The following is a 13,171-nucleotide window of genomic DNA, read 5'->3' as shown; positions in this document are numbered from 1 at the left end:
GATTCCATGAACATTCATGAATATCAGGCCAAGGCTCTGCTGAAGGGCTACGGTGCACCGGTCGCGGAAGGCGTGGCTATCCTTAGGGTTGAGGAAGCGGAAGCCGCCGCCAAGTCGCTCCCCGGCCCGCTCTATGTGGTCAAGAGCCAGATCCACGCCGGCGGCCGCGGCAAGGGCAAGTTCAAGGAGCTTTCGCCGGAAGCCAAGGGCGGCGTTCGTCTTGCCAAGTCGATCGACGAAGTCGTCGCGCACTCCAGGGAAATGCTCGGCAATACCCTCGTGACGGCGCAGACCGGTGAAGCGGGCAAGCAGGTCAACCGCCTCTACATCGAAGACGGCGCCGACATCGCTCGCGAACTTTATTGCTCGCTGCTGGTCGATCGTTCGGTCGGCAAGGTCGCGTTCGTCGTTTCGACGGAAGGCGGCATGGACATCGAGGCCGTCGCTCACGACACGCCCGAGAAGATCCACACCATCGCCATCGATCCGGAAACCGGCGTGACGGCCGCCGACGTTGCGGCGATCTCGAAGGCCCTCGAACTGACCGGCGCTGCCGCTGAAGACGCTAAGTCGCTCTTCCCGGCGCTCTACAAGGCCTTCAACGAGAAGGACATGGCTCTCCTCGAAGTCAATCCGCTGATCGTCATGAAGGATGGCCACCTGCGCGTCCTCGACGCCAAGATGTCGTTCGACGGCAACGCGCTCTTCCGCCATGACGACGTCAAGGCGCTGCGCGACGAGACCGAGGAAGACGCCAAGGAAATCGAGGCCTCGAAGTGGGACCTCGCCTATGTCGCGCTCGACGGCAACATCGGCTGCATGGTCAACGGCGCGGGCCTTGCCATGGCGACCATGGACATCATCAAGCTTTACGGCAAAGAGCCGGCCAACTTCTGCGACGTCGGCGGCGGCGCCGGCAAGGACAAGGTGGCGGCGGCCTTCAAGATCATCACCGCTGACCCCAAGGTGGAAGGCATTCTCGTCAACATTTTCGGCGGCATCATGAAGTGCGATGTCATTGCCGAAGGCGTTGTCGCGGCCGTCCAGGAAGTCGGTCTGAAGGTTCCGCTCGTCGTGCGCCTCGAAGGCACCAATGTCGAGCTCGGCAAAAAGATCCTGAACGAGTCGGGTCTCGCGATCACGGCGGCTGACGACTTGGACGATGCGGCCAAGAAGATCGTCGCGGCGATCAACGGCTAATTTTGAAGGACCGGAAATAAATGTCCATTCTCGTTAACAAGAACACCAAGGTCCTCGTTCAGGGCCTGACCGGCAAGACCGGCACGTTCCACACCGAACAGGCGCTTGCCTATTACGGCACCCAGATGGTCGGCGGCATTCACCCGAAGAAGGGTGGAGAAACCTGGACCGGCTCGAAGGGCGAAAGCCTGCCGATCTATGCCACCGTTGCCGAAGCCAAGGAAAAGACCGGCGCCGACGCGTCCGTCATCTACGTTCCGCCGGCAGGCGCCGCCGACGCGATCATCGAGGCGATCGACGCGGAGATCCCGTTCATCACCTGCATCACCGAGGGCATCCCGGTCATGGACATGGTGCGCGTCAAGGCTCGCCTCGACCGCTCCAAGTCGCGACTGCTTGGGCCCAACTGCCCGGGCATCCTGACGCCGGAAGAGTGCAAGATCGGCATCATGCCGGGCTCGATCTTCCGCAAGGGCTCGGTCGGTATCGTTTCGCGCTCCGGCACGCTCACCTACGAAGCGGTGTTCCAGACCTCGAACGAGGGCCTCGGCCAGACGACGGCCGTCGGCATCGGCGGCGACCCGGTCAAGGGCACCGAGTTCATCGACGTGCTCGAAATGTTCCTCGCTGACGAAGCCACCCAGTCGATCATCATGATCGGCGAAATCGGTGGCTCTGCCGAGGAAGACGCGGCACAGTTCCTGAAGGACGAAGCCAAGAAGGGCCGCAGGAAGCCGATGGCCGGCTTCATCGCCGGTCGTACGGCGCCGAAGGGCCGCACGATGGGTCACGCCGGCGCTGTCGTTTCCGGCGGCAAGGGCGATGCCGAATCGAAGATCGCGGCGATGGAATCGGCAGGCATCCGCGTGTCGCCGTCGCCGGCGCGCCTCGGCAAGACGCTGGTCGAAGTCCTGAAGGGCTGATCGAAGATTTCTCCGGGCAGGGGCGCAACCCTGTCCTTGCCCGGCACACCTTTGATGCACTGCCGCCAGTCGGGCGGCATAGGCACATGCGGCGGTGGAACCGCCGGCAAACCAATCAAGCTGGGAGGCGGACAACGTCCGCATATCACCATGGCAAGGCAAGAAGCCAACGAGCAGTTTCAGATTACCTCGTTCCTCGACGGCGCCAACGCGGCCTATATCGAGCAGCTCTATGCGCGCTACGAGCAAGATCCGGCCTCGGTCTCGGCCGAATGGCAGTCCTTCTTCAAGGCGCTGGAAGACAGCCCGGAAGACGTGCGGCGCGCGGCCAAGGGCGCATCCTGGCAGCGCAAGAACTGGCCGATCGCGGCCGGCGGCGATCTCGTCAACGCGCTCGACGGCAACTGGGCCGTTGTCGAAAAGGCGATCGAAACCAAGGTGAAGGCCAAGGCTGAAGCTGCCGGCGTGCCGCTTGCCGCGGCCGATGTCTTGCAGGCGACGCGCGATTCCGTGCGCGCCATCATGATGATCCGCGCCTACCGCGCCCGCGGCCACCTGCACGCCAAGCTCGATCCGCTCGGCATCGCAGCCCCGGTCGAGGACTACAAGGAACTGTCGCCGGAAAACTACGGCTTCACCGCAGCCGACTACGACCGCAAGATCTTCATCGACAACGTGCTTGGCCTCGAATACGCGACCATCCGCGAGATGATCGAGATTCTCGAGCGCACCTACTGCTCGACGCTCGGCGTCGAGTTCATGCACATGTCCAACCCCGAGGAAAAGGCCTGGATTCAGGAGCGCATCGAGGGACCTGACAAGGGCGTTGCCTTCACCCCGGAAGGCAAGAAGGCGATCCTGCAGAAGGTGATCGAAGCGGAAGGCTACGAGCAGTTCCTTGACGTCAAGTTCAAGGGCACCAAGCGCTTCGGCCTCGACGGCGGTGAATCGCTGGTACCCGCGCTCGAGCAGATCCTCAAGCGCGGCGGCCATCTCGGCCTGAAGGAAGTCGTGTTCGGCATGGCCCACCGCGGTCGGTTGAACATTCTCAGCCAGGTCATGGCGAAGCCGCATCGCGCCATCTTCCACGAGTTCAAGGGCGGCTCCTACGCGCCTGACGACGTTGAGGGCTCGGGCGACGTGAAGTATCATCTCGGTGCTTCCTCCGACCGCGAGTTCGACGGCAACAAAGTGCACCTGTCGCTGACGGCGAACCCCTCGCACCTCGAAATCGTCGATCCGGTCGTCATGGGCAAGGCCCGCGCCAAGCAGGACATCGGCGCGACCCAGTGGGATGGCGACGTCATCCCGCTTTCCGAGCGCGCCAAGGTCATGCCGCTGCTCATCCATGGCGACGCGGCTTTCGCCGGTCAGGGCGTCATCGCCGAAATTCTCGGCCTTTCGGGCCTGCGCGGACATCGCGTCGCCGGCACGATGCACGTCATCATCAACAACCAGATCGGCTTCACCACCAATCCGGCTTACTCGCGCTCGTCGCCCTATCCGTCCGACGTCGCCAAGATGATCGAGGCGCCGATCTTCCACGTCAACGGCGACGATCCGGAAGCGGTCGTCTATGCGGCGAAGGTTGCGACCGAGTTCCGCATGAAATTCCACAAGCCGGTCGTGGTCGACATGTTCTGCTACCGCCGCTACGGCCACAACGAAGGCGACGAACCGTCCTTCACGCAGCCGAAGATGTACAAGGTCATCCGCGCCCACAAGACGGTGTTGCAGATATATTCCCAACGCCTGGTCGCCGAAGGGCATCTGACCGAGGGCGAAGTGGAGAAGATGAAGGCCGACTGGCGCGCCCATCTCGAACAGGAGTTCGAGGCCGGCCAGTCCTACAAGCCCAACAAGGCCGACTGGCTGGACGGCGAATGGTCCGGCCTGCGCACCGCTGACAACGCGGACGAACAGCGCCGCGGCAAGACCGGCTTCCCGATGAAGCAGCTGAAGGAAATCGGCCGCAAGCTGTCGGAAATCCCGGCCGGCTTCAATGCCCACCGCACCATCCAGCGCTTCATGGAAAACCGCGCCAACATGGTGCAGACGGGTGAAGGCATCGACTGGGCGATGGCGGAAGCGCTGGCCTTCGGTTCGCTCGTCAGCGACGGACACAAGATCCGTCTTTCGGGCCAGGATTGCGAACGCGGCACGTTCTCGCAGCGTCACTCGGTGCTCTACGATCAGGAGACCGAAGAGCGCTACATCCCGCTCGCCAACCTGTCGCCGACGCAGGCACGCTACGAAGTCATCAACTCGATGCTTTCGGAGGAGGCCGTACTTGGCTTCGAATACGGCTACTCTCTGGCCCGTCCGAACGCGTTGACCCTCTGGGAAGCCCAGTTCGGCGATTTTGCCAACGGCGCGCAGGTCGTCTTCGACCAGTTCATCTCGTCGGGCGAACGCAAGTGGCTGCGCATGTCCGGTCTCGTCTGCCTGCTGCCGCACGGCTATGAGGGCCAGGGACCGGAGCACTCCTCCGCCCGCCTCGAACGCTTCCTGCAGCTCTGCGCCGAAGACAACATGCAGGTCGCCAATGTCACGACGCCGGCTAACTACTTCCATATCCTGCGCCGCCAGCTGAAGCGCGACTTCCGCAAGCCGCTGATCCTGATGACGCCGAAATCGCTGCTGCGCCACAAGCGCGCGGTTTCCAGCCTGTCGGAAATGGCGGGGGACTCCTCCTTCCATCGCCTGCTGTGGGACGACGCCGAGGTCATCAAGGACGGCCCGATCAAGCTTCAGAAGGATTCGAAGATCCGCCGGGTCGTTCTCTGCTCGGGCAAGGTCTACTTCGATCTCCTGGAAGAACGCGAGAAGCGCGGCATCGACGATGTCTATCTCCTGCGCATCGAGCAGCTCTATCCGTTCCCGGCCAAGGCCCTCATCAACGAGCTCAGCCGCTTCCGCAACGCGGAGATGGTCTGGTGCCAGGAAGAGCCGAAGAACATGGGTGCCTGGTCCTTCATCGACCCCTATTTGGAATGGGTGCTTGCCCATATCGATGCGAAGTACCAGCGCGTCCGCTACACCGGCCGTCCGGCCGCCGCCTCCACGGCGACGGGTCTGATGTCCAAGCATCTGGCACAGCTTGCTGCATTCCTCGAGGATGCGCTCGGCGGATAAGGAGACGGCGCGATGGCATACTTTCATCTGAAATTGCTGCCGCCGCGCCAGACCTTTCCGCATGACGCGACCGAGGAGGAGACGGCGGCGATGCAGCGCCACGCCGCCTATTGGCGGCGCAATGCCGATACGGGGATGGCCATCGCGGTCGGCCCTGTCTTCGATCCCAGGGGTGCCTGGGGAATGGCGGTCATAGAGGCCGCCGACCCCGCCGCCGCAAAAGTCATAGCCGATGCCGATCCGGTCGTTCTCGCCGGCCTCGGCTTCCGGTACGAAATATCGCCGATACCCTCGCTCATCCTCCGGCCGTCCGCCGGAGCCGCCGTCTAACTCCACAACGACTTTCAATTCAGGATTTGAACAATGGCCACAGAAATTCGCGTTCCAACGCTCGGCGAATCCGTCAGTGAGGCGACCGTCGGCACCTGGTTCAAGAAGATCGGCGACGCCGTCAAGGTCGATGAGCCGCTTCTGGAACTGGAAACTGACAAGGTGACGATCGAAGTTCCCTCGCCGGTCTCCGGCACGCTTTCCGAAATCGTCGCCCAGGCGGGCGAAACGGTCGGTCTCGGCGCGCTGCTCGGCCAGCTCGCGGAAGGTGCCGCGGCCGCGGCTCCCGCCAAGGCGGCAGCGCCTGCGATGGCCGCCGCCGCTGCGGCACCGGCTGCCGCTGCGGCTGCACCTGCGTCCTCCATGCCGCCGGCGCCGGCCGCTGCGAAGCTGCTCGCGGAGAGCAACCTCCCGGCCGATCAGGTCGAAGGCAGTGGCAAGCGCGGCCAGGTGCTGAAGGGCGACGTCATCGCAGCGGTCGCAAAGGGCATTTCTGCCCCCGCCGCCGCCCCCGCCGCACCGGCTGCTCCCCGCGCGCCGACGGCCGTCGAGGACGCGCCGCGCGAAGAGCGCGTCAAGATGACCCGCCTGCGCCAGACGATCGCCAAGCGTCTCAAGGATGCGCAGAACACCGCCGCCATGCTCACCACCTACAACGAGGTGGACATGAGCGCGGTCATGAGCCTGCGCAACAAGTACAAGGACGTCTTCGAGAAGAAGCACGGCGTGAAGCTCGGCTTCATGGGCTTCTTCACCAAGGCCGTCACCCATGCGCTGAAGGAACTGCCGGCCGTCAACGCCGAGATCGACGGCACCGACATCATCTACAAGAACTACTGCCACATCGGCATGGCCGTCGGCACCGACAAGGGGCTCGTCGTTCCGATCATCCGCGATGCCGACCAGATGTCCATCGCCGAAGTCGAGAAGGATCTCGGCCGTCTGGCGAAGGCGGCGCGCGACGGCACGCTCGGCATGGCCGACATGCAGGGCGGCACCTTCACCATCACCAACGGCGGTGTCTACGGCTCGCTGATGTCCTCGCCGATCCTGAATGCGCCGCAGTCGGGCATTCTCGGCATGCACAAGATCCAGGATCGCCCGGTCGCCATCGGCGGCCAGGTCGTCATCCGCCCAATGATGTATCTGGCACTGTCCTACGATCACCGCATCGTCGACGGCAAGGAAGCGGTCACCTTCCTTGTGCGGGTCAAGGAAAGCCTGGAAGATCCGGAGCGTCTGGTCCTCGATCTCTAAGACCGATCGGGCCGCTTCGGGCGGCCCTTTCCATTCTCCCGAAAGCTCCCCGATGTCGCTGGATCTGGCCTTTCTTTTCTGCAGCGCGGCGCTGGTGTCGGCCATTCTGCCGGTGCATGCGCACGCCGCGGACTGCCGACAGGCAGACGCGATCTATGCGGACCGGGACGGCGCTTACGAATTGCGGTTTCAGCCGATCGGTTCGCAAACGGCCGCCGCCAGCAACCGGTTCACGATCGGTGTCGCGAATACCACTGTGATCATGGACGGATACGTCATGTCGTCAGAGGATCCGGAGCGGTCGAACGGTCTGTTGATGTTTCGATGCCCCGAGGGCGATGTGACTGGCGCCGATCTCGATGCCTGCACGGTCTGGCAGGGAATGGTTTACGGCGCGGACGCCAAAGGCGATTTCGCCAATCTTCCCGGTGAAGAGGCGGGCGCGGCCGAGCGCGTGCTTTTTGCCGGACTCGGCCCCGCCATCAGGGTCTCGTCCGTCTGGGGCAAGGGCAAGGCGACCGTCGCGCCCTGGGATCTATTAACTTTCAAAGGGTGTGCAAAATGAGCGATGCTCCCGTCCTTCTCGTTACTGGCGGCAGTCGCGGCATCGGTGCCGCGATCTCGCTGGGTGCCGCGCGCCAGGGCTGGCGTGTTGCCGTCAACTACGCGTCGAACCGGGCTGCGGCCGACGCCGTCGTCGCCGAAATCACCGCCGGCGGCGGCGAGGCAATCGCGATTGCCGGCGATGTCGGCAAGGCCGAGGATATCCCGGCAATCTTCGCAGCCGTCGAGCGGCATTTCGGCCGGCTCGACGGCCTCGTCAACAATGCAGGCATCGTCGATATGCCCGCCCGGATCGACGAGATGTCGGCCGAGCGGCTCGAGCGCATGTTCCGCATCAACCTCACCGGCTCGATCCTCTGCGCCGCGGAAGCCGTCCGCCGGCTGTCGAGCCGGCATGGCGGCAAGGGCGGCGTGATCGTCAATATTTCCTCGATGGCGGCGACCCTCGGTTCGGCGTCGCAGTATGTCGATTATGCCGCCTCCAAGGCCGCGATCGATACCTTCACCATCGGCCTGTCGCGCGAGGTGGCTTCCGAGGGTGTGCGGGTCAATGCGGTGAGGCCCGGCGTCATCGATACCGAAATCCATGCCTCCGGCGGCCTGCCGGATCGGGCTAGCGAGATGGCCGCGTCGATCCCCATGCAGCGGCCGGGTACCGCCGGCGAGGTTGCCGATGCCGTGCTCTATCTTCTTTCGCCCCAGGCTTCCTATATAACGGGCGCGATCCTCAATGTGAGCGGCGGACGCTGACGGCAGCGCAAGGGCAAACGCATGCAATATCTATTGGAATTTCTCGGCCTGATGGCCGTGTTCTCGATCTTCATCGTCATGCCAGGGGCAGATTTCGCCGTCGTTCTGCGCCAGAGCATCGTCTATGGCCGCCGCGCTGCGATGATGACCGGGTTCGGCATCGGCCTGTCGCTGTTATTCCACATCAGCTACACCGTCCTTGGGCTTGGCCTGATCGTCTCGAAATCGCTGATGATGTTCGGCCTGATCAAGTGGGCGGGCGTCGCGTATCTCGTCTACCTCGGCATCAAGTCATTTCGCGAACCGGGCTTCCAGGTGCACGAGATCGAGGAGACGTCCGCCGACCGCCCCCCTATTTCGGCCTGGCGCTGCCTTGCCACCGGCTTCGTCACCAATGCGCTGAACCCGAAAGCGGTGATCTTTTTCCTGTCGCTGTTTTCGACGCTGGTTCGCCACGACACCCCGTCGCTGATCCAGTTCGGCTACGGCCTCGGCATGGCTGCCGCGCTGGTTGCCTGGTTTTCGGCGGTCGCCACCTTCTTCACCGTCAAGCCGATCCGCGATCGTTTCATCGCCAGCGGCAAATGGTTCAATCGCATCACCGGAGCGGCGCTGGTCGGCTTCGGCTTTCGTTTGGCGCTCGCCCGCGCCGTCGATTAATCGGATAATCTCAAAAGGAAATAGACCCCATGTCCTATGATGTGATCGTGATCGGTACCGGCCCCGGCGGCTATGTCTGCGCCATCAAGGCGGCTCAGCTCGGTCTCAAGGTCGCCGTCGTCGAGAAGCGCACGACCTATGGCGGGACCTGCCTCAATATCGGCTGCATTCCCTCCAAGGCGCTGCTTCACGCCTCCGAAATGTTCCATCAGGCCGGTCACGGGCTCGATGCGCTCGGCGTCGAGGTTTCCGGCGCAAAGCTCAACCTTGGAAAGATGATGGCGCACAAGGACGCCACCGTGAAGGCCAACGTCGACGGCGTCGCCTTCCTCTTCAAGAAGAACAAGATCGATGCCATCCAGGGAACCGGCAGGATCGTCGCTGCCGGCAAGGTTTCGGTTACCAACGACAAGGGCGAAGTTCGCGAGATCGAAGGCAAGAGCATCGTCATCGCCACCGGCTCCGACGTCGCCGGCATTCCGGGTGTGAAGGTCGATATCGATGAAAAGGTCATCATATCCTCCACCGGCGGTATCGCGCTTGAGAAGGTTCCGGCGACGATGATCGTCGTCGGCGGCGGCGTGATCGGGCTGGAACTTGGTTCCGTCTGGTCGCGCCTCGGCGCGAAGGTCACGGTCGTCGAATATCTCGACACCATCCTCGGCGGCATGGACGGCGAAGTCGCCAAGCAGAGCCAGCGCCTGCTTGCCAAGCAAGGCCTGGACTTCCATCTCGGCGCCAAGGTTACGGGCGTCGAGAAGGCCGGCCATGGCGCCAAGGTTACCTTCGAGCCGGTCAAGGGCGGCGACAAGGTGGTGCTCGACGCCGAAGTTGTGCTGATCGCGACCGGCCGCAAGCCGTTCACCGAGGGCCTGGGACTTCAGGAGGCGGGTGTCGTTCTCGACAATCGCGGCCGCGTCGAGACCGACGGCCACTTCAAGACCAACGTTCCCGGCATCTATGCCATCGGCGACGTCGTCAAGGGCCCGATGCTGGCGCACAAGGCCGAGGACGAGGGCGTGGCGCTTGCCGAAATCCTCGCCGGCCAGGCGGGCCATGTGAACTACGACGTCATTCCGAGCGTCGTCTACACGCAGCCGGAAGTCGCCTCCGTCGGCAAGACCGAAGAGGAACTGAAGGCCGCGGGCGTCGCCTACAAGGCCGGCAAGTTCCCCTTCACCGCCAACGGCCGCGCCCGCGCGATGCAGGCGACCGACGGCTTCGTGAAGATCCTCGCCGACAAGGAGACCGACCGCGTCCTCGGCGGCCACATCGTCGGCTTCGGCGCCGGCGAGATGATCCACGAGATCGCCGTGCTGATGGAGTTCGGCGGCTCGTCGGAAGATCTCGGCCGCACCTGCCATGCGCACCCGACGATGTCGGAAGCGGTCAAGGAAGCGGCACTTGCGACGTTCGCCAAGCCGATCCACATGTGAGGAATGGAAGAGGGCGCCGAGCTTCGGCGCCTCCGTTTGTTGACAAAGCAGTCATTTTCGAGCGCGGTCCGTTCTCTCCGTCGTCCCGGCCTTGGGCCGGGATCCAGCCGCGCCGCGTCGGCGGGCGAAAGAGTCTTTTACGCGCAAAGACTTGCGCGCGCTGGACCCCGGATCGAGTCCGGGGTGACGGCGGATAGGGGTAGCAGATCCTCGGCACAAGCCGTGGCACAAGCCCGGGGATGACGCCGGGTGCGGTTGCGGACGCGCCAAAACGGCGTCGCGCCGAATGTGGCCGAACGCAAGGTGGGAAATGGCAGGCAGCCTGTCGGCTGTGGTGCATTTCGTCAGGTAGAAGCTGCCTGCCGATCGGTTGCGATGTTAGTGGGATACCCGAGGTGGAGGGTCCGAATTCCGCCTTCGGGATATCCCGATCACGAAGCCCTGTTGCACCGTGATCATCGCAGCCAACCATCATCGAACGCCGGATATCGACCCGCTGGTCAACCGGTTCGCGACCCGGCTTCCCTGTCCTTTGACCGCTTCAGGATAATCGCGTTGCCGACGACGGGGATGATTTTCGCCGAAGAATTTTATAAGCACCTGAAATCATTGAATTATAAAAAAATTTCAACTGATTTCATGCCCGTTGCCCAAAACTGTGGTATGGGCGGCTGCTCGCGCCGCAAGTGGAGCCAGTCTGCGGCTACGCAGAAGCCTTAAAGAGAAGGCAAAAGGCCGTTGCGGCCGAGCCAGCCACGGCCAATAGGCCGATTGCATCAGCTATCGTCAGTCGACGGCCGTCACCGTAAATCCCTGTTTGCGCAGGAGCTCGACGAGGCCCTGTTCGCCCGGCAGATGCAGGGCGCCGACCGCCATGAAGACGTTGCCGTTTGCCAGGATCGGCGCGGCGTGCTCGGCCATCACCTTGTTGCGGTCGAGGATGATGCGTTGCTCGAAGGCGGCATAGTCGCCGTCGTCGGTCGCTTCATCCGGAGACACCGTCTTCAGCATCGGCATCGTCGCGCCGATCTGGCCGGAAAGATAAAGGTCGGTCATGGTTTCGACGACATCCTTCATCTTGGTCCCGAGCTCCAGCGTCTGGATCAGCGATTTAAGATGGAACTCGACCGGCAGGTCGGCCATGGCCTGAAGCTGTTCGGTGAGCGTTTCCAGCCCTTTGACCTGCTTTCCGGCCTTGGCTGCCTCGACCGCCAGCTTCTGATCGAGGAACTGCGCGCCGCGGCCCTTGCGGGCGAGTTCGCAGGGCGGCAGCGCCACGACGCTTGCGATCATCCACGGCTGCATGCGCAGGACCGCGGCGAGCGGGATGCCGCGCTCCTTCAGGCCGGCTTCGAGCCGGGCGTTGTCCTCGGCCGAGAGAAACTTGCTGATGGTCGAGCCGTCCGAGAACATGGTGAGCTCGGGCTTGGCGAGCAGCGACATCGCCGCCTTCTTGTCATCGAGGATCTCGTCGGATTCGACGATGATAGTGCTCGCGGCCTGGTTGGCCTCCGGCGCGCCCTTCGGCATGGTCAGCACGCGCGGGTCGGTCACGTGCATGGTGCCAAGCAGCCAGGACGGCTTCAGGCCCGGTTTTTCGATCTTCCAGAATATGCTCTGGCCGTTCGGAACGGCAGCGGCTTCGGCCATCACGGCCGCGTATTTCGCCGGGTCGGAAAGCTTGAGTTCGGCAAGCAGGTTGACCCCACCGCAGGCATCGTCCGCGGCATGGGCGGCAGTCAGCGACAGCAGCGTCAGCAGAAGGCCGGCGGCAAGCGCCGCCGGCAGTGCCGCCACGGCAAGGAAGAGCGCGCCAGCGAGCTTGCTTGCCGTCATTGCCGTCACCTTTTCGCCGGGCACTGAAATCATGTCGGCTCTCCGAAGCCAGGGTTTTACCGCCACCGGTCTACATTGCCTCTGGCGCATATTTCCCTAAGGCGCAGGGTTAACGATCTATTGCGGCAGCGTTTGGTCAGGCGCGCGGATGCGCCCGATCATACACCTCAAGCAGCCGCGACGCATCGACGCCCGTATAGACCTGGGTGGTCGACAGGCTCGAATGGCCGAGCAGTTCCTGGATGGTGCGCAGGTCGCCGCCGCCGGCGAGCAGGTGCGTGGCGAAGGAGTGTCGCAGCGCATGCGGTGTCGCCGTGACCGGCAAGCCAAAGGCGCCGCGCAGCGTCTGCATGGCGCGCTGGATGATGCCTGGCTGCAGCTGGGCGCCGCGCGCCCCGCGAAAGAGCGGGCTGTCGCCCGCCAGATGATAGGGGCACAGCGCGCGGTAACGTTCGACCGCCTCGACGACGGCCGACAGCAGCGGCACGACACGGGTTTTGTTGCCCTTGCCGATGATGCGCATCGATGTGGCGCCGGCACGGATGGCGTCGGCGCGAAGGCCGAGCGCCTCGGAAATACGCAGGCCGCAGCCGTAAAGCAACGACAGGACCGCGGCGTCGCGTGCGGCGATCCAGGGCTCGTCGTGCAGCTGCGCGTCGTGGCTGACGACGGTCAGCGCCTGGCTGTCCGAGAGCGGCTTCGGCAGTGATTTCGGTTGCTTCGGCGAGCGCATGGCGCCGGCGCCGGCTGCGTTGACGAGGCCTTTGCGCTCCAGATGCCGCAGGAAGGAGCGCAGGCCGGCGAGATTGCGGCCAAGCGATCGGGCGCCGGTCCCCTCCTTGCGCCGGGCCGCGAGGAAGGCTCGGAAATCGACAGGCTTGAGGCTGTGGACATCCTTGATGGAGACCGGGCCCGCGAGGTGGCCGGTCAGGAAGGTGAGAAACTGCCGGGTGTCGCGCTCATAGGCGTCGAGCGTGTGCTCGGAGAGGCGCCGCTCCTGGCGCAGCGCGCTCAGCCACAGCTGGCGTTCGGCCATCAGGGCCGGCTCGCCGATGATCAGCAACTCGCCCACGTCGCCTC

The 13,171-nt window shown here is 63.9% G+C and carries 12 protein-coding genes; 10 read left to right on the top strand and 2 right to left on the bottom strand.

Annotation, left to right across the window (positions count from 1 at the left end; genetic code table 11):
- Positions 1-6: 6 nt before the first annotated feature.
- The 10 genes from sucC to AB4048_RS09705 all read left to right on the top strand — a co-directional run bounded on the left by sucC (position 7) and on the right by AB4048_RS09705 (position 10,975).
- Entirely contained in the window at positions 7-1,200 is a 1,194-nt protein-coding gene (gene sucC, locus AB4048_RS09750; RefSeq protein WP_442201747.1) for an ADP-forming succinate--CoA ligase subunit beta, read from the top strand.
- 20 nt (positions 1,201-1,220) lie between these two features.
- The gene (gene sucD / locus AB4048_RS09745) at positions 1,221-2,123 is read left to right on the top strand and encodes a succinate--CoA ligase subunit alpha (RefSeq protein WP_442201746.1); all 903 of its coding nucleotides are present in this window, start codon (positions 1,221-1,223) and stop codon (positions 2,121-2,123) included.
- Positions 2,124-2,273: 150 nt separating this feature from the next.
- On the top strand, positions 2,274-5,258 hold the full coding sequence (locus tag AB4048_RS09740; RefSeq protein WP_442201745.1) for a 2-oxoglutarate dehydrogenase E1 component: 2,985 nt from the start codon (positions 2,274-2,276) through the stop codon (positions 5,256-5,258).
- Between the two features lie 12 nt (positions 5,259-5,270).
- A complete protein-coding gene (locus AB4048_RS09735; RefSeq protein ID WP_442201744.1) occupies positions 5,271-5,588 on the top strand; it encodes a YciI family protein in 318 nt (105 codons plus the stop codon).
- A 33-nt stretch (positions 5,589-5,621) separates the two neighbouring features.
- On the top strand, positions 5,622-6,845 hold the full coding sequence (odhB, locus tag AB4048_RS09730; RefSeq protein WP_442201743.1) for a 2-oxoglutarate dehydrogenase complex dihydrolipoyllysine-residue succinyltransferase: 1,224 nt from the start codon (positions 5,622-5,624) through the stop codon (positions 6,843-6,845).
- 52 nt (positions 6,846-6,897) lie between these two features.
- A complete protein-coding gene (locus AB4048_RS09725) occupies positions 6,898-7,410 on the top strand; it encodes a hypothetical protein (RefSeq protein ID WP_442201742.1) in 513 nt (170 codons plus the stop codon).
- Complete coding sequence (locus AB4048_RS09720) at positions 7,407-8,159, top strand: SDR family oxidoreductase (protein ID WP_442201741.1); 753 nt, start codon at positions 7,407-7,409, stop codon at positions 8,157-8,159. The genes AB4048_RS09725 and AB4048_RS09720 overlap by 4 nt, the downstream gene beginning before the upstream one ends.
- Positions 8,160-8,180: 21 nt before the next feature.
- The gene (locus AB4048_RS09715; RefSeq protein ID WP_442201740.1) at positions 8,181-8,819 is read left to right on the top strand and encodes a LysE family translocator; all 639 of its coding nucleotides are present in this window, start codon (positions 8,181-8,183) and stop codon (positions 8,817-8,819) included.
- 29 nt (positions 8,820-8,848) lie between these two features.
- Positions 8,849-10,255, top strand: coding sequence for a dihydrolipoyl dehydrogenase (gene lpdA / locus AB4048_RS09710; RefSeq protein ID WP_442201739.1), 1,407 nt, complete (start codon positions 8,849-8,851; stop codon positions 10,253-10,255).
- Positions 10,256-10,699: 444 nt separating this feature from the next.
- Positions 10,700-10,975, top strand: coding sequence for a hypothetical protein (locus tag AB4048_RS09705; RefSeq protein WP_442201738.1), 276 nt, complete (start codon positions 10,700-10,702; stop codon positions 10,973-10,975).
- Between the two features lie 66 nt (positions 10,976-11,041).
- On the opposite strand, the gene AB4048_RS09700 is transcribed toward AB4048_RS09705, so the two are convergent.
- Positions 11,042-12,124, bottom strand: coding sequence for a TraB/GumN family protein (locus tag AB4048_RS09700; RefSeq protein ID WP_442201737.1), 1,083 nt, complete (start codon positions 12,122-12,124; stop codon positions 11,042-11,044).
- Between the two features lie 103 nt (positions 12,125-12,227).
- Positions 12,228-13,163, bottom strand: a complete 936-nt coding sequence (locus tag AB4048_RS09695) for a tyrosine recombinase XerC (RefSeq protein ID WP_442201736.1) — start codon at positions 13,161-13,163, stop codon at positions 12,228-12,230.
- Between the last annotated feature and the right edge of the window lie 8 nt (positions 13,164-13,171).

Source organism: Rhizobium sp. RAF56 (assembly GCF_052113965.1).
In the GTDB taxonomy this organism is placed as follows: domain Bacteria; phylum Pseudomonadota; class Alphaproteobacteria; order Rhizobiales; family Rhizobiaceae; genus Rhizobium.
Note: the sequence above shows the minus strand (reverse complement) of the source record. Positions and strands in the feature narration are given on the sequence as shown.